The sequence below is a fragment of the Nonomuraea sp. NPDC050547 genome, from assembly GCF_044457345.1.
In the GTDB taxonomy this organism is placed as follows: Bacteria; Actinomycetota; Actinomycetes; order Streptosporangiales; family Streptosporangiaceae; genus Nonomuraea.
Map to the genome: position 1 here is coordinate 43,702 of NZ_JBITGW010000005.1, position 18,398 is coordinate 62,099.

The window sequence follows — 18,398 nt, forward strand, 5'->3', positions numbered from 1 at the left end:
CGTGACCGGGCTAGTGGGGACGGCTCGTGCTGTGACCCGGTTTGCGGCCCATCGCGGCGCGCAGGTACGGCGGCAGCCGGTCCTCACCCACCAGCCGGGGCGCGTCGGGACGCCACTCGGTCACCTCGACCAGTCCCGGTTCGACCAGCTCGAAGTCGCCGAAGAAGCCCAGGATCTCCGCCTCGGTACGCCCCACGGCCCCGCCGGCGGAGGAGCCACGGTAGATGTTCTTGGCCTCCTCCTCCGCCTCAGGGTCACCGAGCGTCGGCACCGCGTGGGTGAGCACCAAGTAGCTGCCCGGCGGCACGGCCTCGCGCAGCACCGCGACCATGCCCGCCGGGTCGTCGGCGTCCTGGACGAAGTGCAGGATCGACACCAGCAGCACCGCGACCGGCTCCGTCCGGTCGAGGAACCCGGTCACCTCGGGGCTGGCCAGCAGTTCTCTGGGCCGCAGCAGGTCGGCGCGCAGGAAGACGACCCGGCCCGACTCCTCCAGCAGCGCGCGGGCATGGGCCGCCACGACCGGGTCGTTGTCGACGTAGACGACCCGGGCCTCGGGCGCGATCTCGTGCACGTTGCCCTGCGTGGGCAGACCGCTGCCGAGATCGAGGAACTGCCTGACACCCGCCTCGGTCAGCGCCCGCACCGCCCGCTGCAGAAAGGCGCGGTTGGCCCTGGCTATGGGGATGGCCTCGGGGATGTGCTTCGACAGCTGGTCGATCGCGTCGCGGTCGACGCCGAAGTTGTTCTTGCCGCCGAGCATGTAGTCATACATCCGCGCCAGATTCGGCGTCTGCGGGTCGAAGGCCACATCATGATCTTAGGTCTTCTCAGCCATGACTTCACTGGATACCGTCCGATTCATGGCCGATTTAGAGCATTTTCCCTTTCCGTCCGGTCCGAGGGGTGCCCCATCGGACCTGTACGCCGTCCGCCGCGAGAAGGAACCGCTCGGCCTGGTCCGGGTACCGAGCGGCGACCACGTCCACCTGGCGACGCGCTACGAGGACGCCGTCGTGGTGCTGACCGACCCGCGCTTCAGCCGCGACCTGTCCTACCCCGGCGCGCCCCGCATGTTCAGCGGCTTCACGATCGCCGAGGCGCCCGGCGGCCTGATCGGCATGGACCCGCCCGGCCACACCCGGCTGCGCCGCCTGCTGTCAGGCACCTTCACCCCGCGTCAGGTGAACGGCTGGCGCCCCCGCCTGCGCGAGCTGGCCACCGATCTCGCCGACCGGCTGCCCGCCGAGTTCGACTTCGTGACCGAGTTCGCCTTCCCGCTGCCCGTCCAGGTGATCTGCGATGTCATGGGGGTGCCCGGCATCGACAGCGAGCGCGTGCGGCGCTGGTCGGACGCCATGCTCTCCTCCTCCGGACTCACCGAGGAGGAGAAGGCCGGTTCGGCCGCGGAGTTCTACGCCTACTGCGCCACGATGATCGCCGAGCACCGCGACGCCCCGGGCGACGGCCTGCTCGCGGCCATGATCGAGGCCAGGGACGGCGCCGACCGGCTCACCGAGGAAGAGCTCGTCCGCATGACGCTCGGCCTGTTCCTGGCCGGGCACGAGACGACCGGCTCGATCCTGTCCAGGGCGGCACTGCGGCTGCTGGCTCCCCGCGACGGCTTCGCACGCCTGGTCGCCGACCCCGGCGTGATCCCGAAGGCGACCGAGGAGCTGTTCCGCGTGGAGCAGCCCGGCGACAGCCCGCTCATCCGCGTCGCCACCGAGGACGTCGAGCTGCCCTCGGGCCCGATCAGGAAGGGCGAAGGCGTCATCGCCTCCTTCTCCGGGGCCAACTTCGACCCCGAGGTCTTCCCCTCCCCCGCCACCATGGACTTCGACCGCGCCGCCGGGCAGTCGCACCTCTCCTTCGGCCGCGGCGCCCACTACTGCGCGGGCGCCAACCTGGCCACGGCGGAAGTGCAGGAGTTCCTGGGCGTGCTGGCCGCGCGCATGCCGGGGTTGCGGCTGGCCGTACCGGCCGAGGAGGTGGAATGGACGGTGGGCAGCATCATGGTCCGCCCGCTCCACCTGCCCGTGCGCAGGTAGCCCCTACTCGACGGTGACGCTCTTGGCCAGGTTGCGGGGCTTGTCGACGTCCCGCTCCAGGGCCACGGCGGCGTGGTAGGCCAGCAGCTGCAGCGGGATCGTCAGCAGGATGGGGTCCAGCTCGATCTCGTTCTTCGGCACGACGATCGCGTCGTCGGCCAGCTTGGCGTCGGGCTCGCGGTGGCCGATCATGAGGACGTTGCCGCCGCGGGCGCGGATCTCGCCGAGTGTGGTGAGGTTCTTGTCCAGGAGTTCGTCGTCGGGGACGATCGCCACCGTCGGCATCTCGGGGCCGATGAGCGCGAGCGGCCCGTGCTTGAGCTCGCTGGCCGGGTAGGCCTCGGCGTGGATGTAGGAGATCTCCTTGAGTTTCTGCGCGCCCTCCCTGGCCACGGGGTAGCCGCGCACCCGGCCGACGAACATGATCGACGGGCGGCCCGCGTACTTCCGCGCGAAGTCCCTGATCCGGTCGCCCTGCTTGAGGATCTCCTCGATCTGGTCGGGCAGCTTGGCCAGGCCGTCCACGATGCGGCGGCCGTCGGCGGGCGAGAGGTCGTGCACGCGGCCGAAGTGCAGGGCCAGCAGCGCGAACGCCACCGCCGTCGAGGTGAAGGCCTTGGTGGAGGCGACCGAGACCTCAGGCCCGGCGTGCAGGTAGATGCCGCCGTCCACCTCGCGGGCGATGGCGCTGCCGACGGCGTTGACGATGCCGATGACACGGCCGCCCTTGCGCTTGAGCTCCTGGACGGCGGCGAGCGTGTCGTAGGTCTCACCCGACTGGCTGATCGCGACGTACAGGGTGTCGGGGTCGACGACGGGGTTGCGGTAGCGGAACTCCGAGGCGGGCTCGGCGTCGGCGGGGATGCGGGCGAGCTCCTCGATGAGCTGGGCGCCGATCTGGCCGGAGTAGTAGGCGGAACCGCAGCCGATGATCTTCACGCGGCGGAAGGAGCGGGTCTCGCGCGCGTCCATGTTGAGCCCGCCCAGGTGGGCGATGTGGAAGCGCTCGTCGAGGCGGCCGCGCAGCGTGCGCGCGACGGTCTCGGGCTGCTCGGAGATCTCCTTGAGCAGGTAGTGCTCGAAGCCGCCGGTGTCGTAGTGCCCGGCCTCGACGTCGACGGTCAGCGGCTCCTTCGCGGTCTCCAGGCCGCCGCTGGCGAAGGTGTGGAAGCCGTCGGCCTTGAGCACGGCCAGCTCGCCGTCCTCCAGGTGGACGACCTGGCGGGTGTAGCGGACCAGCGCGGCCACGTCCGAGGCGGCGAACATCTCCTTCTCGCCGATGCCGAGCACAATCGGGCTGCCGTTGCGGGCCACGACGACCTCGCCGGGCCGTTCGGCGTCGAGGACGGCGATGCCGTAGGTGCCGACGACGCTCTTGAGCGCCTTCCTGACCGCCTCCTCCAGGCTGGAGGTCTCCTCGACGGTGCGGGCGATCAGGTGGGAGAGCACCTCGGAGTCGGTCTCGGAGACGAAGGCGACGCCGTCGGCCTCCAGCTTGGCGCGCAGTTCCGTGGCGTTCTCGATGATGCCGTTGTGGACGACCGCGACGCGCTCGTCTGCGGAAAGGTGCGGGTGGGCGTTGACGTCGCTGGGCACGCCGTGGGTGGCCCACCGCGTGTGACCGATGCCGAGCGTGCCCTTGAACCGCGCGGGTACGGCCTGCGCCAGGTCGGCCACCCGGCCCTTGACCTTGCGGACCTTGAATCCCTTGTTGGAGACGACGACCCCGGCCGAGTCGTACCCGCGGTACTCCAGGCGCTGCAGCCCCTCCAGCAGGATGGGGGCGGCGTCCTTCGGACCGACATAAGCCACAATTCCGCACATACGGGCGTCCTCTCTTATCCGTAGACGATGCGGCGCAGCTGGCGCAGGGACAGCTCCGGTGCCGCGACCCGGCGTCCCGGCAACTCGGCGGCGATCCTGGGGAAGATCTCGTCGTTGGTGAGGCCGCGGGCCTTCAACTCGGCGTGCCGCCGCCGGACGAACTCCTCCACCGTTTCGGAGAAGTACGCCAGCACCTCGGCGACCACGCGGGCCGCCTCACCGGGGCCCAGCGGACTGGTCCTGGTCAGGTGCGCGATGAGCTCTTCGTAGGGATGCCGTGCCGTGGACACAGTCGAGGACATTACGCATCTGGGGACCGTTCAAACAACTTCCTGCCCGAAATCGGGCAGGAATTGGCGACTTCGTCCCATGCCTTTGCCTCGCAAGGCCGCAAAATCGGACCACATACGCATCGCACGCCCCGGGTGACACTCTTCTCACAGGGCATGATTACTCTATGTAGTTGCATGCTGCCTTTCCGTGGGAGTTTTCATGCCACACTGGATCGCCCTCACCCTCGCCACCGGCCTCCTGACCGCACCCACCCCCCAGCCCGGACGGCAGGGCGACTTCGCCGAGGCGGCCCGGGAGTACGGCGTTCCGGTCAGCGTTCTGCTCGGGGTCTCCTACCTGCAGTCGCGGTGGGACGACCATGCCGGGCGGCCGAGCGTGTCCGGGGGGTACGGGCCCATGCACCTGGTGGACGGGGGCGCGGCCGTACCGGAAGGCCGTCATCACGACGGCGACCCGCGCGGCGACGACGCCCGCCCCATGCGGCTGACCGCGACCCCCGAGGTTCCCGGGGTTCCCGAGGCTTCCGAGGCTTCCGAGGACACGTTGCGGGAGGCGGCGCGGCTGAGCGGGATCGGGGCGGCGCGGCTGCGGCGCGATCCGGCCGCGAACATCAAGGGCGGGGCGGCGCTGCTGGCCTCCTATCAGGCGCGGCCCAGCACGGCACCGGCCGACTGGTATGACGCGGTGGTGCGGTACGCGGGGTCGCGTGGGTTCGCGGACGAGGTGTTCGCGCTGATGAGGACGGGTGCAGCCCGCCGTACCGAGGACGGCTCCCTCGTCCGGCTGACCGCCGCGCCCGAGGCGGTGCCGCCCGCGCGCCCGATGCGGAAGGCGGCCAACCCGGCCGAGTGCCCGGCGTCGCTGGACTGCGAGTGGATGCCCGCGGCCTTCAAGAAGTTCGGCAAGAAGAAGGACTACGGCAACCACGACCGCCTGAACCGGCCGCGGCGCGTCGACTACATCGTCATCCACGACACCGAGGGCTCCTACGCGGGCGTGCCGTCCATGGTGGGCAACCCCCGATACGTCAGCTGGCACTACACCATCCGCTCCCGCGACGGACATGTCGCCCAACACGTGCGAAATCGCGACATTGCCTGGCATGCGGGCAACTGGGATATCAACTCGCGCTCCGTCGGCATCGAGCACGAGGGCTATCTGGCGCGGGGCGGCACCTGGTACACCGAGGCGATGTACCGCTCGTCGGCACGGCTGGTGAAGCACCTGGCGTCGGTGTACAAGGTGCCGCTCGACCGCGCGCACATCATCGGCCACGACAACGTGCCGGGCACCACCCCCGGCACCGTGCCCGGCATGCACGAGGACCCCGGCCCGTACTGGGACTGGGCCCGTTACTTCGCCCTCATGGACGCCCCGCTCAAGCCGGCGGGGAACGGCGACTCGGTGATCATCCGCCCCGACTTCGACGAGCATCGCGAGCGCTACACCGGTTGTTCGAGCAAGCGCCCCGCCCGCGCCTGCCCGTCGCAGGGCTCGGCGTCGGTGTGGCTGCGCACCGCGCCGCGCGAGGACGCGCCGCTCGTCGACGACATCGGCAAGCGCGTGGGCAAGGACAGCACCTACAGCGTGTACGACCACAGCGCCCGCGCCTCGACCGGCCAGCGCTTCGCCGTGGCCGGGCGCGAGGGCGAGTGGACCGCGATCTGGTACCTGGGCCAGAGGGCCTGGTTCCGCAACCCGCCGTCCGCACCGACCGCCATCCCGGCCGAGGGCCCGCTGGTGACACCGGTGAAGGACAAGGTGCGGGTGTACGGCCGGGCGTACCCCGAAAAATCCGCCTATGCCGGGTCAAGGAGCCGCTTCCAGCGCCACGTCCCCCTGAACTACGTCATCCGCCGCGGCCAGTCCTACTCCGCGGACCTCACCCTGACCGGCACCTACCACCGCGCCGACTCCATCCACCCCGCCCACCACGACACCGTCAAGGGCCGGCTGCGCTACCACCAGATCCAGCTCGGGCACCGGGTGATGTTCGTACGGGCGGAGGACGTACGGGTCGTCAGGTGAGGCGCGCACACGCGCGTTGCGCACGGGCACTCCACGGAAGCGATATGGTTTTCCCGTGACCGGCGCTCGCCGCCGGACACACGCGGAAGTGGCTCAGTGGTAGAGCATCACCTTGCCAAGGTGAGGGTCGCGGGTTCAAATCCCGTCTTCCGCTCGGAGTGCGATCTCCTGGTGGAGTGGCCGAGAGGCGAGGCAGCGGCCTGCAAAGCCGTCCACACGGGTTCAAATCCCGTCTCCACCTCGGTTGTACAGCGGACCGCCAGGATCCGCTAAAGTAGGTCAAGCGCCATGCGGAAGTGGCTCAGTGGTAGAGCATCACCTTGCCAAGGTGAGGGTCGCGGGTTCGAATCCCGTCTTCCGCTCGTGAACAACTGAATAATCCCAGGACGATTAGCTCAGCGGGAGAGCGCTTCCCTGACACGGAAGAGGTCACTGGTTCAATCCCAGTATCGTCCACCAGCACGGCCACCGGGCCAGTCTCAGCCCGTCCAGGATCCTCGCCCCGCTCGCGCACCTGGTTGCTCACCTTCGACGCGCCTCCGGACGCCGCCATCCCGTGCCACTGTCCGGTGATCTCGGCGGCACGCAGCTCCCCAGAGCAGGATCATCCGGAAGGCCGGCGCCCGCTCTTTCCCTCATCGCCCTTGAACCGCACCTCGCCGGTCGGACCGCCTGGGCGGAGCGGAGCAGCGGAACGGTCCCCGTGAGTCGTCACCCGGACAGGATGCCCCCAGGAGGGGTCCCCGGCGCCGGCGGGCGGGGCCGGCGCCGGGTTTTCCTGGATGGTCAGGTCAAGGCGGGTTCGAGGATGCGGTTCTGCTCGTCCACCAGGACGACGCGGGGCCGGTGCTCGGCGATCTCGTTCTCGGCCAGCTGGGCGTAGGTGATGATGATGACGGTGTCGCCGCGCTGGACGAGCCGGGCCGCGGCGCCGTTCACCACGACCTCGTTGGCGCCCGGCGTCCCAAGGATCGTGTACGTCTCGAACCGGGCGCCGTTGTTGACGTTGACGACGTGCACCAGTTCGTGCACGCCGATACCCGCCGCCTCCAGCAGTTCGGGCGAGAGCGTGAGCGAGCCCACGTAGTTCAGGTCGCTGTCGGTGACCGTGGCCCGGTGGATCTTGGAATTCATGAAGGTGCGCAACATGCGGTGAGCCCCTGTCTGGGTCGATGGAAAGCCGTCGGAAAGTCGATGGATACAGGGCCGACGCCCGCGCCGAGTTTATCCAGCCCCACCCCCGACGACCAGCGAAAAACTCTGCGGTGCATCTTTAAGGAATACTGAAAGGCCCTCGATTCGGCTCAGCCCGAATAGATTGGCAGCCGCCGCCGGGGCCCATAACGTCGCGTCCAAGGGGTAATCGGGGATGAACTTCTGGCGCACGCCGTACGGGCGCGCCGTTTTCCCACGTATGTTCAGAAGGGGATTCCGCCATGCCGAATTCCGTGACCAAGCATTACATCGATCAATGTCTGGACGAGCGCTCCGGCCTGCGTGACGCGGTACGGCGGGCGCCGTTCTCCCCGGCCTTCGCCCACGCCTACGGGCAGCGGCTGGCGGATCGGCCGTGGTTCGCCGGCGAGGCCCGGCTGCGTGAGTTCGCCGCCGATCTGCGGCCGTTCCTGGATCTGCTGGTGTCGCTGCCGTGGCGGTTGTTCGACGGCGACCTGGCGGCGTACTGCGCGACGCTGGGTGTCAGTCCCCGGCACGCCGCGGTCATGACGAGGAACGCGACCCGCAATCCGCCCAGGTACGCCCGGCCTGACGTGTATTTCGACGGCTCGGCGTTCAAGCTGCTGGAGCTCAACATCTGCAGCGCGCTCGGCGGGCTCGACCAGGCGGCGGTCAACCGGGCGCTGCTGGAGGTGCCCGAGTTCCGGGCTTTCGCCGAGGAGCACCGGCTCGGGTTCTCCGACACGGCCGCCGAGTTCGCCGCCGCCCTGCGCGACATCGCCGCGCCCGTGGCGGAAGGCGACAGCCCGGTGGTGGCCATGACCGAATGGACGGACGGCCTGGCCGCCTATGGGCACCGTATGCAGGTGCTGCGGGAGCAAATGGGCGCGGCCGGTCTCGACGTACGGCTCGCCGAGGCAGGGCAGTTCAAGGAAAAGGCCGGAAAGCTCTTTCTGGACGGCACGCCGGTCGACATGGTCCTGCGCTATTTCTCGGTCGACGAAATATGTTCTGACCCGTCAGGGGAAGAGCTCTTGGAGCCGATTGTGCGGGCCCACGAATCGGGCCGGACTGTTCTCCATTCAACGCTCGACAGCTATCTCTACTCCAACAAGGGCTGCATGTACCTGCTGTCGGACCCGCGCTGGCGGGAGGCGTTCACGGCCGAGGAGGCCGCGCTGATCGACCGGGTGCTGCCGTGGACGCGGGCCCTGTCGGGCGCGGACGTGGTCGAGCAGGCGCTGGCCGAGCGCGACTCGCTCATCCTCAAGCCGCGCGTCGGCTACGCCGGCACCGGGACGGTCGCCGGGTGGGCGGCCGGCGAGCGGGAGTGGCGGGAGGCGGTGGCGGCGCACACCGGCGACGGCTACATCGTCCAGCGGCGGGTGACGCCGCAGTCCGAGCCGGTCTGCGACGCCGGCAGCGGCGAGGTGGCCGACTGGATCGCCGCCTGGAGCTTCTTCTTCACCGACCGCGGCTACGCGGGCTCGTCGTTCATCCGCGCCATCCCGGCCGGCTCGGGGCCGATCATCAGCCCGTCCACGCAGCCGCCGATGCGTACCACCAGCGTCTTCACCTTTCCGCACGAATGAGGGGTTGCAGCCATGACCGACATCATCAGGAAACGGGCCGAGCGCGTCCTTGTGATCGGCGCCGGGGTGAGCGGCCTGACCACGGCCCTGTCGTTGTCGCGGGCCGGGTTCGAGGTCGTCGTCGCCGCCGAGAAGGACGCCTCGCAGTGCGTGTCCGTGGTGGCGGGCGCCTTGTGGGAGTGGCCGCCGGCGGTGTGCGGCTACCACCATGACCAGATCTCGTTGTCGCGCTCGAAGGGGTGGTGCATGGAGTCGTACGAGATCTTCGACGGCCTCGCCGCCGACCCGTCGACGGGCGTGTTCATGCGGGTCTCGAACTTCTACTTCACCCACCGTGTCGAGCAGCACGTCCACGACCAGAACAAGATGAACGAACTGGCCGTCAGGGTACGCGGGTTCGAGCGTGACCCCGGCCTCGCCTCGGCCAACGGCGTGAACCCGACGTACGGGATCCAGGACGCCTACCGGCACCTCGCCCCCATGATCGACACCGACACCTACACCGGCTGGCTGCTGCGGCAGGCGGAGGAGGCCGGGGTCAAGGTCGTGCGGGCGCGGGTCTCGGGCCTGCTGCGTGAGCAGGAGCGCGAGCTGCACCAGGCGTACGGCGTGGACGCGATCGTCAACTGCACCGGCCTCGGCGCGGCGGAACTGCACGGGGTACCCATGTACCCGCTGCGCGGCGCGCTGGTGCGGGTGCTCAACGACGGCACCCGGATCCCGAAGATCGAGGAGGCGCACTGCGTCTCCCACGACGAGCGCAACGGGGACGAGCAGGACATCGTGTTCATCGTGCCCCGCGGCGAGAACCTCGTCGTGCTGGGCGGCCTCGCCGAGCCCGACCAGTGGAGCACCGACATCAACCTCGACAACCACCAGCCGGTACGCGACATGTACAACCGGTGCGTGCAGTTCATGCCGGCGATCGGCAAGGCGGAGATCGACCCGGTCGAGCCGGTACGCGCCGGCCTGCGGCCCTTCCGCAAGCAGAACGTCTGCCTGGAGAGCGAGCCGGGGACCCGGATCGTGCACAACTACGCGCACGGCGGCGCCGGGTTCAGCTTCTCGTGGGGGTGCGCGCGGGAGACGGTCGACATGGTGAAGTCCTTCGCGATCTGAACGGCGATCTGAACGGCGAGGGGGCCCGGCGGTCCGGGCGGGCCCCCTCAGCCGGGGTCGAGCGGGATCTCGGTCAGCCACTCCGGGTGGCGCTCGGAGCGTCCGCGCACGATCGCCGCGTACTCCCGCTCCAGCCGCGCCGTCACCGGTCCCATCGTCCCGTCGCCCACGCGGCGGCCGTCGACGGTCGTGACCGGCAGGATCTCCCAGGCGGTGCCCATGAAGAACACCTCGTCGGCCAGGTAGAGCTCGCTGCGGTCCACCTCCCGCTCCTCCAGTGCCAGCCCGAGGTCGCCGGTCAGCGCGCAGACGCTGTCCCTGGTCAGCCCGGCCAGCAGGCCGCTGGTCAGCGACGGGGTGATCACCGTACCGTCGCGCACGAGGGCGACGCAGGCGCCGGGACCCTCGCTGACCTTGTGCCGGTCGTTGAGCAGGATGGGCCAGTCGTGGCCGTTCTCCCTGGCCTCCATCATCGCCAGCCGGCCGTTGTGGTAGTTGGAGAACGTCTTGGCCCGCGGCGGCATGGACGCGTCGCTGACCCGGATCCACGAGCTGACCGCGGCGCGGCAGCCGCGCGGCGTCAGCAGGTGGCTGTGGAAGGGCCAGCTGTCGACGACGATCTCGCAGCGGGTGCCGGCCGGGACCATCTGCTCGCGGATCACGCCGCGCGGGAAGGCCCACGGCCGGATGTAGGTGTCGGTACGGCAGGCGTTGGCGCGCAGCAGGCCGAGAATGGCCTCCCGCAGGCTGTCCACGCTGCCGGGCAGGTCGAGCCGGCACAGCCGCGCCGAGTCGAACAACCTGCGCAGGTGGTCGTCGAGCCGGAAGGCCAGCAGGCGGCGCCCGTCCGCGGCGAGGTAGGCCTTGATGCCCTCGAAGACGGCGGCGACCGAGGCGTGGCCGACCGCGTTGACGTGCACGGTGGCCTGCTCCCACGGCACGAGGGCGCCGTCGCGCCAGATCCACTCCGGGTGCCCGCTGCCGCGGGCGGCCAGGGAGTCGAGTGCCTGGCTCTCCAGTGCGTGCGTCATGCGGCCGCCACCTCCAGGCCGTCGAGCGAGATCTGGTACAGGGTGTCGAGAACGGCGCTGGCGGCGCCGAGGTCGGCGTGGCGGCCGGCGGCGCTGGGCACGGCGACGCAGCGCAGTCCGGCGGCCCGCGCGGCGGCGACCCCCACCTCGGAGTCCTCCAGTGCCAGCACCTCCTCGGCCCGCAGCCCGCACCGCCGCAGGGCCAGCAGGTACAGGTCGGGAGCGGGCTTCACCGCGATGCCGCCGTCGGCGGTGACCAGGTGGTCGAACCACTCGAGCGCCCCGAGCCGCCCGAGGTGCCCGGCCACCCAGGTCCGCGGCGAGCCGGAGACCACCGCCAGCCGGATGCCGCGCCGCGCGGCCTCCCCGGCCAGCGCCCGTACGCCGGGCCGCAGCGGCTCGGCGTCGGACAGCTCCTGCTTGCGGGCCAGCCGCCAGGCGACCTCTTCCTCGGTCACCGCGCGGCCGAGCGTGCGCCCGAGATGCCCGGCCGCGATCTCGGCGCCGGAGGAGCGTCCGGTCATCGCCGCCCACACCGACTCGGGGAAGGCGAGGCCGAAGCGGGCGTAGAGGTCGCGCCAGGACTGCCTGGCGGCCCGTTCGGTGTCGCAGAGCAGGCCGTCGAAGTCGAAGAACAGTCCCCGGACGGCCATCACGCGGGCTGCCCTGCGTGGACGGGGCCGAGGACGCGGCCGAGATAGTCGTTGGCGAACACGCCGTCGGGGTCGAGCGCGGCGCGCACGCGCGCGAAGCTCTCCCATTCCGGGTAGCGCGGGCGCAGGATCTCGGCGGTGGCGGTGTGCGCCTTGCCCCAGTGGGGCCGGGCGTCGAGGTCGCGCAGGACGGGCTCGGCGACGCGCAGGATCTCGATGTAGCCCGCCGTCCTGGGCACGCACAGGTTGACGTAGCCGGTCCGCCGGCCGTACGCGGGACTGAGCGGGGAGTCGTCGGGGGCGCCGACGCGCACGAGCACCGAGTACGGCGAGTAGTGGCCGAAGCGGCGCAGCGCGCCGCGCAGCCCGGCCAGCGCGGCGGGGATGTTCTCCAGCGGCAGCGCGTGCTCCATGGCCAGGAACTTGATCGGCTGCGGGAAGGCGAAGACCCGGTGGGCGGTGTCCACGTAGGAGACGCGCTCGCCGGTGGCGGGCGTACGGCCCAGGCGGGGGACGATGCCGGGGCGCAGCCGTCCCGCCAGGCCGGACAGGCCGCAGCGGACCTCGGCCAGCGTGCTGTCGTAGCGGTGCAGCGCGGCGCGCGGCGTGGGCGGCGCGGCGGTGCGGTCCAGTGCGCGGGTGGCGGCGCTGTCGGCCCACGGCAGCCAGGAGAACGAGACGTGCTCGGCGCTGCCGGCCCACTCCCCGAAGCGTTCGAGCAGCCCGTCGAGCGGCTCGCGGCCGAGCACGGCGCGCAGGTTGAAGCGCGGCACCACGCGCAGCGTGACCTCGGTGATCACGCCGAGGGCGCCGAGCGAGGTGCGCGCGCACCGGAACAGCTCGGGGTCCTCGCGGGTGTCGCACTCGCGTACGGAGCCGTCGGCGGTGACCAGGCGCAGGCGGGTGACCTGGCCGGAGAACGGCGGATGGGCCAGGCCGGTGCCGTGGTTGCCGGTGGCCAGCGCCCCTGCGACGGTCTGCGCGGCGATGGTGCCGAGGTTGCCGAGCGCCAGCCCGGCGCGGTCGAGGGCGGTGCTGAGCATGTGTAAGGAGGTTCCGGCGCGCACGGTAACGGTCCCGGCGGCGCGGTCCACGCCGGCGACGCCGCGGAAGCGGGTCAGGTCGAGCAGCGTGCCGTCGGTGCAGGCCAGCTGGTTGAAGGAGTGCCCGGTGCCGACCGGGCGCACGGTGCGGCCGGCCTTGGCCGCGGTGCGCACCGCGTGGACGATCTCCTCCTCGCGGGTCGGCGCGAGCAGCGTGGCGGGTGCGCAGCGCGCGGTGCCCGACCAGGTGCGCCAGGTGGGTCGGTTGCTCATGTTCTCCCGTTCCCTGTGGAGAGGTGGGTGCGGTAGCGGGAGACCGCGTCGGACCAGTCCGGCATGGTGATCCCGAGGTGCTTCAGGCGGCCGGTGCTCAGGGTGGAGTTGCGCGGGCGGCGGCCGAGGAAGCCGCAGTCGTCGAGCGCGACCGGCTCGGCGGCTCGGCCCTCGCGCCCCAGCGCCACCCTGGCGACGTCGAACCAGCTGGCCGAGCCGGTGTTGGCCACGTGGAGCGTCCCCGCGGTGCCCCGCTTGAGCAGCAGCACCATGGCGCGGGCCAGGTCGACGGTGTAGGTGGGGCAGCTGAACTGGTCGTGGATGAGGCGTACGCGCTCGCCCCGCTCGGTCTGGCGGATCATGGCGAGCACGTTGTCGGTGCGCTCGTCGCTGCCGCCGAACAGCCAGGAGGTGCGGATGACGAGGTGGTCGTCGACGGTGGCCACGATGCGCTCGCCGGCCAGCTTGCTCAGCCCGTACACGCTGAGCGGGCCCGGGGTGTCGGTCTCGCGGTAGCCGCCGTCGGGGGTGTCGGCCCCGTCGAAGACGTAGTCGCTGGAGACGTAGACCAGGCGGCTGCCGGTCCTGCGGCAGGCGTCCGCGACGTTGCGGACGCCTGCCACGTTCACGCGCAGCGCGAGCTGCGGGTCGGCCTCGCACTCGTCGACGATCGCGTGCGCGGCGGTGTGGACGACGACGTCGGGCGCGAAGCCCTCGACGGAGTCGCGCACCGCCCCGGGATCGCCGATGTCGAAGTCGGCCACGGAGACGCCGCGCACGTCCCAGCCCGCGGTGAGCGGGTCGGCGGCCAGCGCGGCGCGCAGTGCGGTGCCGAGCATCCCGTCGGCTCCGGTGAGGTAGATCCGCATTCCCCCGCGTCTCCTTTACAGGTGGCCGAACTCGGCCAGCAGCTCGGACACGGTCGCCCCCGAGTTGATCTTGTCGCGGATCGTCTTCTCCTTGCCGATCTGCACCCGCGTGCCTTCCAGCACGTCCTGGGCGTCGGCGGAGGGGACGACGGCGATGCCGTTCTCGTCGGCCACGATGATGTCGCCCGGGTGGATGACCTGGCCGTCCACCACGACGGGCACGTTCACCTGCACCGGCTCCGTGCGGTTGTGCACGGCGGTGGGCGAGGGCCTGGGCACCGTGCCGCGGTACCAGACCGGGAAGTTCAGGTCGCGGATCTCGTCGACGTCGCGGATGGCGCCGTCCACGATCCCGGCCGCGACGCCCGCCTTCAGCGAGAGCGTGGACATCAGCCCGCCCCACATCGCGGTCCTGGTGGAGCGGTGGCAGGCGAGCACGATCACGTCGCCCGGCTGCGCCCTGCTCAGCACCGGCATGCAGTCGACGAGGTCGTCGATGGACAGGTTCACGGTGATCGCGGGCCCGACGATCTTGTGGTGCGGCAGCACCGGCAGCAATCCCCCGATGGCTCCGGTACGGCGGCGCGCGTCGGTCACCAGGCAGCTCGGACTGTACTCCTTCAACACCTCGCGGAAGGCGTCGACAAGCTCACGCGGCGGGCGCTCGACGTCGTTGTAAATGGTCTCCACGGTGGTCCTTTCAGGGAGGGGCGCTGGTCAGGAAAGGTGCTTGCGGATGGTGTCGGCCAGGTGCTCGGCGCTCAGCCCGTGGGCGGCGAGCACCTCGTCGTCGCGCCCGCAGCGGGGCACGTCCTCGACGCCGATCCCGAGGAAGGCCGGCGGGCCGGGCAGGCCGAGCTCCAGGAGCGTCCTGGCGACGACGTCGGCCTGGCCGCCCCTGGTGTAGTGGTTCTCCACGACGAACAGCCGGTCGGCGCGGCCGGCGAGGTCGGCCAGCCAGCCGGCGTCCACGCGGTTGAGCCAGGGCAGGTTGACCACGGTGAGCTCCAGGCCGGTCGCGGCCAGCGCCTCGGCCGCGCGCAGCAGCTGGGCCAGGACGATCGGGCCCGAGCCGATGGCCACCGTCCGGCCGCCCTCGCGCACGACGGTGCCCCGGCCGGGCACGAGCGGCGCGGCGGGCAGCGTGGCGGTCTCCGGCGGGCACGGCACGCTGACCAGCCGGAGGTAGACGCTTTGCGGGGTGTTCGCGCAGAAGTCGACCGCGGCCCGCGTCTCCTCGGGGCTCGCCGGCTCCAGGATCACCAGGCCGGGCATCGCGGCCAGCGCGCTCACGTCGCGGACCGCCTGGTGGGAGTGGCCGGGAGCGGCGGGCAGCAGCCCGGCCAGCGACCCGACGTAGATCACCTTCCGGCCTTCCGTGGCGTTGGTGTAGATCTGCTCGTTCGGCCGGGCGTGCAGGAAGCAGGAGAAGGAGTGCACGAACGGCAGCAGCCCCCGGTAGGCCAGGCCCCCGGCGATCGAGACCATGTCCTGCTCGGCGATGCCGCATTCGACGAAGCGCAGGGGGAAGCGGCGCCAGAACGGGATCAGGCCGGTGTCGAGCACGAGGTCGGCGTCCAAGGCGATCACCCGGGCGTCTCTGGCGGCCAGGGTGGCGAGGGCTTCGCCGTACACCTCGGGGAGTTTGGGTGTCTGGAGTTTGACGGGGGGACGGTCCTCGCCGGTGCTCAGCCCGAACGGGCCGCAACTGTCGCGGGCGGCTTCGAGGAGTTCGCCGTGCGCGGCGAGGTAGTCCTCGCGTGCGGGCGCGCCGCTGTGGAAGCGGTAGCGCCACTCGTCCTCGCGCATCGAGGTCGCGGCGAAGCGCGCGCAGCCCGCGCCCTTCACCGTGTCGGCGATGATCACGGCGGGCCGGTCGGCGTGCTCGTCGGCGCGGCGGGCGAAGGTGGCGGCCAGGTGTTCCTGGTCGTGCCCGTCGCACCGCAGGACGGCCCAGCCGAACGCGGTGAACTTGGCCTCCAGGTCGCCGAGGTCGCTGACGTCGCGTACCCAGGTGTCGGACTGGATCTTGTTGTGGTCGACGATGACGGTCAGCTCGCCCATGCCGGAGCGGGCCGCGCCGGCCAGGGCCTCCCAGTTCTGGCCCTCCTGGAGCTCGCCGTCGCCGGTCAGCACGTAGACGCGCTGGTCGCGGCCGAGCAGCCGGTTGGCCAGCACGACGCCCTTGGCCTTGGAGATGCCCATGCCGAGCGAGCCGGTGTTGAAGGGCATGTGCGGGGTGCCGACGTCGGGGTGGCCGGGCAGGCCGCCGAGGCGGCGCAGCCGGTGCAGCAGGTCCTCCTCCAGTTTGCCGAGGCCGATCAGCGCAGCGTACAGGCCGGGGGCGTCGTGGCCCTTGGAGGAGAAGAACAGGTCGTCCTCGCGCAGCTCTTCGAGCAGGAGCCGGCTGATGACGTCGGCCGCGCTGAAGCTGGACCCGAGATGCCCGGATCCGGCGCGCATGATCATGTAGAGGGTGTTGATCCTGGTGAGGGAGGCGAAGGCGTGGGCCCGGCGGCAGGGGTCCTCGATGCCGCCGAGCACGCGCGTGATCTCGCTGACCGGCACCCAGGCCAGCGTGCGGGTCTCACCAGCAGACGTAGCCGCCATCGACCTGCAACTCCGTTCCTGTGACGTAACTGCTCTGGTTGGAGGCGAGGAAGAGCAGCGGGCCCGCCAGGTCCTCGTGGCGGGCCATCCGCTGCAGGGGCACTTTGGCGCTGAACTTCCTGCGGAACTCGGGGTCCTGGCCGCCGAGCACGCCGCCGGGCGAGAGCGTGTTGACCCGCACGCCGCGCGGGCCCCACAGCGCGGCCAGGTACCGGGTCAGCGCGGACACCCCGGCCTTCGACATGCCGTACGCGGGCGGCTTGAGGAAGGGCGGGTCGAGCGGCAGGTGCTCGTACAGCCGGGGGTCGGGGGCCATGCTCCCGTAGAGGGAGCCGATGTTGACCACCGAGCCCCGGCCGTTCCTGGCCAGTTCGGCGCCGAACACCTGGCAGGCGCGCAGCGTGCCGTGCAGGTTGACGTCCAGCACGGCCGCCGAACGCTCGTCGGGGATGTCCTCGAACGTCCAGCTCCCGGTGGTGGCCGACGGCGGCTGGTCGATCCCGGCGTTGTTGACCAGGATGGCCGGCCGGCCCAGCTCGGCCAGGCACGACTCCAGTGCCGCGCCCAGGCTGAGCCGGTCGGTGATGTCGGCCTTGGCGAGCACGAATCGCTCGTCGCCGTGGCGGGTCAGGGTCTCGGCCAGCTCCGCGCTCAGCTCGGCGTGGATGTCGAGGCCGAGCACCTTGGCGCCCGCGCCGAGCAGCGCGTCGGTCCAGACCGCGCCGAGCCGGCCCAGGACGCCGGTGACGACCGCGATCTCCCCGGTGAGGTCGATGTTCAGCGCAGTCACCCTCAGTCGAGAAGGTCGGGGCTGAGGTCGGCGTCGAAGGCCAGCGGCGCGCGCAGCGTGCGCCCCACGACCTGTCCCAGCAGGTACGGCCGCATGCCGTCGCCGCCGGGTGACTTGATCGCGATGTCGTCCTCGGTCAGCACGTGGCCGGTGTCCAGGTCACGGGCCGCGACCAGCTTCTTGCCCAGCTTCCGCAGGGCCGGCGCCTCCGCGGGCAGCTGGCGCTTGTCCCCCGAGCCGAGCGACTCCCGGGTACGGCGCAGCCCGGCCACCAGTTCTGCCAGTTGTTCCGGTTCGAGGGAGAAGTGGTGGTCGCTGCCCGGCCGGGTGCGGTCGAGGGTGAAGTGCTTCTCGACCACCCGGGCGCCCAGCGCGTAGGCGACGTAGCTGAGGTCGGGTCCGAGGTCGTGTCCGGAGAAGCCGACCACGACGTGCGGGAACTCCCGCCGGTAGGTGCCGATGACCGACAGGTTCAGGTCGGTGGCCGAGACCGGGTAGATGGCGGTGCACTGGAGCATCGCCACGTTGGAGTTGATCGGCAGCACCACGTCGAGCGCCCGGCGCACGTCGGTCATGTCCGCGCCGCCGCTGCTCATGATCAGCGGCAGGCCGGTCTTCGCGGCGTAGCTGAGCAGCGGGGTGTTCGTGAGGTCGGCGGAGGCCAGCTTGATCGCCGGTACGCCGATGCCGACGAGGAAGTCGACGCTGGCGAAGTCGAAGGCGGTGGAGATGAAGTCGATGCCCGCCTCGCCGGCCACCTTCACGAGGTGCGTGTATTCGTGGTGGCCGAATTCGAGGGCCTCTCTGTGCGCGCCGTAGGTGGCGCCGTAGCTGTTTCTGCCGGTATAGGGCTCGTCGTACATCGCCTTGGTGTACAAGGTCGTGTTCTCGCGCTTCTGGAGTTTGGCCGCGCTCGCTCCTGCGGCGGCGGCCTTCAGGACGAGTTCTTCCGCCTTATCCAGGTCGCCCTCGTGGTTGTGCCCGATCTCCGCGATTACATACGCGTCGGAACCATCCGAGATCACTCGGCCGGCAATTGCCAGTT

Annotated in this window: 16 protein-coding genes and 4 tRNA genes; 8 read left to right on the forward strand and 12 right to left on the reverse strand. The window is 70.9% G+C overall.

The annotated features are described in order from the left end of the window. Positions 1 to 10: 10 nt before the first annotated feature. Positions 11 to 811, reverse strand: coding sequence for an SAM-dependent methyltransferase (locus ACIBHY_RS14025; protein WP_397243414.1), 801 nt, complete (start codon positions 809 to 811; stop codon positions 11 to 13). Positions 812 to 863: 52 nt separating this feature from the next. On the opposite strand from ACIBHY_RS14025, the gene ACIBHY_RS14030 reads away from it, so the two are divergent. Continuing rightward, positions 864 to 2,051, forward strand: coding sequence for a cytochrome P450 (locus tag ACIBHY_RS14030; RefSeq protein ID WP_397306836.1), 1,188 nt, complete (start codon positions 864 to 866; stop codon positions 2,049 to 2,051). A gap of 3 nt (positions 2,052 to 2,054) precedes the next feature. On the opposite strand, the gene glmS is transcribed toward ACIBHY_RS14030, so the two are convergent. After that, the gene (gene glmS / locus ACIBHY_RS14035; protein WP_397306837.1) at positions 2,055 to 3,863 is read right to left on the reverse strand and encodes a glutamine--fructose-6-phosphate transaminase (isomerizing); all 1,809 of its coding nucleotides are present in this window, start codon (positions 3,861 to 3,863) and stop codon (positions 2,055 to 2,057) included. 26 nt (positions 3,864 to 3,889) lie between these two features. Continuing rightward, a complete protein-coding gene (locus tag ACIBHY_RS14040) occupies positions 3,890 to 4,177 on the reverse strand; it encodes a hypothetical protein (RefSeq protein WP_184962258.1) in 288 nt (95 codons plus the stop codon). A gap of 190 nt (positions 4,178 to 4,367) precedes the next feature. Between ACIBHY_RS14040 and ACIBHY_RS14045 the strand changes: the two genes are divergently transcribed. The 5 genes from ACIBHY_RS14045 (at position 4,368) to ACIBHY_RS14065 (ending at position 6,656) form a co-directional block, all read left to right on the forward strand. Next, positions 4,368 to 6,197: an N-acetylmuramoyl-L-alanine amidase gene (locus ACIBHY_RS14045; protein WP_397306838.1), complete on the forward strand. Its 1,830-nt coding sequence runs from the start codon at positions 4,368 to 4,370 to the stop codon at positions 6,195 to 6,197. A gap of 82 nt (positions 6,198 to 6,279) precedes the next feature. Continuing rightward, positions 6,280 to 6,351, forward strand: a tRNA-Gly gene (locus ACIBHY_RS14050). Positions 6,352 to 6,367: 16 nt separating this feature from the next. Then, positions 6,368 to 6,438, forward strand: a tRNA-Cys gene (locus ACIBHY_RS14055). 49 nt (positions 6,439 to 6,487) lie between these two features. Then, positions 6,488 to 6,559: transfer RNA gene (locus tag ACIBHY_RS14060), tRNA-Gly, on the forward strand. A 22-nt stretch (positions 6,560 to 6,581) separates the two neighbouring features. Continuing rightward, positions 6,582 to 6,656, forward strand: a tRNA-Val gene (locus ACIBHY_RS14065). Positions 6,657 to 6,983: 327 nt separating this feature from the next. Here ACIBHY_RS14065 and panD read toward each other — a convergent pair. After that, positions 6,984 to 7,346, reverse strand: a complete 363-nt coding sequence (gene panD, locus ACIBHY_RS14070) for an aspartate 1-decarboxylase (protein WP_397243406.1) — start codon at positions 7,344 to 7,346, stop codon at positions 6,984 to 6,986. 287 nt (positions 7,347 to 7,633) lie between these two features. Here panD and ACIBHY_RS14075 point away from each other — a divergent pair, with 287 nt between their 5' ends. Next, positions 7,634 to 8,965 (forward strand): hypothetical protein, encoded by a 1,332-nt coding sequence (locus ACIBHY_RS14075; RefSeq protein ID WP_397306839.1) that lies wholly within the window; start codon positions 7,634 to 7,636, stop codon positions 8,963 to 8,965. A 12-nt stretch (positions 8,966 to 8,977) separates the two neighbouring features. Further along, on the forward strand, positions 8,978 to 10,084 hold the full coding sequence (locus ACIBHY_RS14080) for an FAD-dependent oxidoreductase (RefSeq protein ID WP_397306840.1): 1,107 nt from the start codon (positions 8,978 to 8,980) through the stop codon (positions 10,082 to 10,084). A 47-nt stretch (positions 10,085 to 10,131) separates the two neighbouring features. Here the strand turns inward: ACIBHY_RS14080 and ACIBHY_RS14085 are convergent, their stop codons facing one another. The 8 genes from ACIBHY_RS14085 to ACIBHY_RS14120 are packed head-to-tail and all read right to left on the reverse strand — an operon-like array spanning position 10,132 to position 18,378. Beyond that, on the reverse strand, positions 10,132 to 11,115 hold the full coding sequence (locus ACIBHY_RS14085) for a branched-chain amino acid transaminase (RefSeq protein ID WP_397306841.1): 984 nt from the start codon (positions 11,113 to 11,115) through the stop codon (positions 10,132 to 10,134). Continuing rightward, complete coding sequence (locus tag ACIBHY_RS14090; protein WP_397307029.1) at positions 11,112 to 11,768, reverse strand: HAD family hydrolase; 657 nt, start codon at positions 11,766 to 11,768, stop codon at positions 11,112 to 11,114. The genes ACIBHY_RS14085 and ACIBHY_RS14090 overlap by 4 nt, the downstream gene beginning before the upstream one ends. Then, positions 11,768 to 13,084, reverse strand: coding sequence for a D-arabinono-1,4-lactone oxidase (locus tag ACIBHY_RS14095; RefSeq protein ID WP_397243398.1), 1,317 nt, complete (start codon positions 13,082 to 13,084; stop codon positions 11,768 to 11,770). Before ACIBHY_RS14095 ends, ACIBHY_RS14090 begins: the two co-directional genes overlap by 1 nt. After that, positions 13,081 to 13,953: a dTDP-4-dehydrorhamnose reductase gene (rfbD, locus tag ACIBHY_RS14100; RefSeq protein ID WP_397243396.1), complete on the reverse strand. Its 873-nt coding sequence runs from the start codon at positions 13,951 to 13,953 to the stop codon at positions 13,081 to 13,083. The genes ACIBHY_RS14095 and rfbD overlap by 4 nt, the downstream gene beginning before the upstream one ends. 15 nt (positions 13,954 to 13,968) lie before the next feature. Next, on the reverse strand, positions 13,969 to 14,643 hold the full coding sequence (locus ACIBHY_RS14105; protein WP_397243394.1) for an RraA family protein: 675 nt from the start codon (positions 14,641 to 14,643) through the stop codon (positions 13,969 to 13,971). 27 nt (positions 14,644 to 14,670) lie between these two features. Further along, positions 14,671 to 16,563: a transketolase C-terminal domain-containing protein gene (locus ACIBHY_RS14110; RefSeq protein ID WP_397306842.1), complete on the reverse strand. Its 1,893-nt coding sequence runs from the start codon at positions 16,561 to 16,563 to the stop codon at positions 14,671 to 14,673. Beyond that, positions 16,541 to 17,353: an SDR family oxidoreductase gene (locus ACIBHY_RS14115; protein ID WP_397243390.1), complete on the reverse strand. Its 813-nt coding sequence runs from the start codon at positions 17,351 to 17,353 to the stop codon at positions 16,541 to 16,543. The genes ACIBHY_RS14110 and ACIBHY_RS14115 overlap by 23 nt, the downstream gene beginning before the upstream one ends. Positions 17,354 to 17,355: 2 nt before the next feature. Then, positions 17,356 to 18,378, reverse strand: coding sequence for an N-acetylneuraminate synthase family protein (locus ACIBHY_RS14120; RefSeq protein ID WP_397243389.1), 1,023 nt, complete (start codon positions 18,376 to 18,378; stop codon positions 17,356 to 17,358). Between the last annotated feature and the right edge of the window lie 20 nt (positions 18,379 to 18,398).

Excerpts from the sequence above, each read along its gene's own strand:
- ACIBHY_RS14030 (WP_397306836.1), top strand. The coding sequence starts at position 864 with ATGGCCGATTTAGAGCATTTTCCCTTTCCGTCCGGTCCGAGGGGTGCC.
- ACIBHY_RS14040 (WP_184962258.1), bottom strand. The coding sequence starts at position 4,177 with ATGTCCTCGACTGTGTCCACGGCACGGCATCCCTACGAAGAGCTCATC.
- ACIBHY_RS14045 (WP_397306838.1), top strand. The coding sequence starts at position 4,368 with ATGCCACACTGGATCGCCCTCACCCTCGCCACCGGCCTCCTGACCGCA.
- panD (WP_397243406.1), bottom strand. The coding sequence starts at position 7,346 with ATGTTGCGCACCTTCATGAATTCCAAGATCCACCGGGCCACGGTCACC.
- ACIBHY_RS14075 (WP_397306839.1), top strand. The coding sequence starts at position 7,634 with ATGCCGAATTCCGTGACCAAGCATTACATCGATCAATGTCTGGACGAG.
- ACIBHY_RS14080 (WP_397306840.1), top strand. The coding sequence starts at position 8,978 with ATGACCGACATCATCAGGAAACGGGCCGAGCGCGTCCTTGTGATCGGC.
- ACIBHY_RS14085 (WP_397306841.1), bottom strand. The coding sequence starts at position 11,115 with ATGACGCACGCACTGGAGAGCCAGGCACTCGACTCCCTGGCCGCCCGC.
- ACIBHY_RS14090 (WP_397307029.1), bottom strand. The coding sequence starts at position 11,768 with ATGGCCGTCCGGGGACTGTTCTTCGACTTCGACGGCCTGCTCTGCGAC.
- ACIBHY_RS14095 (WP_397243398.1), bottom strand. The coding sequence starts at position 13,084 with ATGAGCAACCGACCCACCTGGCGCACCTGGTCGGGCACCGCGCGCTGC.
- rfbD (WP_397243396.1), bottom strand. The coding sequence starts at position 13,953 with ATGCGGATCTACCTCACCGGAGCCGACGGGATGCTCGGCACCGCACTG.
- ACIBHY_RS14110 (WP_397306842.1), bottom strand. The coding sequence starts at position 16,563 with ATGGCGGCTACGTCTGCTGGTGAGACCCGCACGCTGGCCTGGGTGCCG.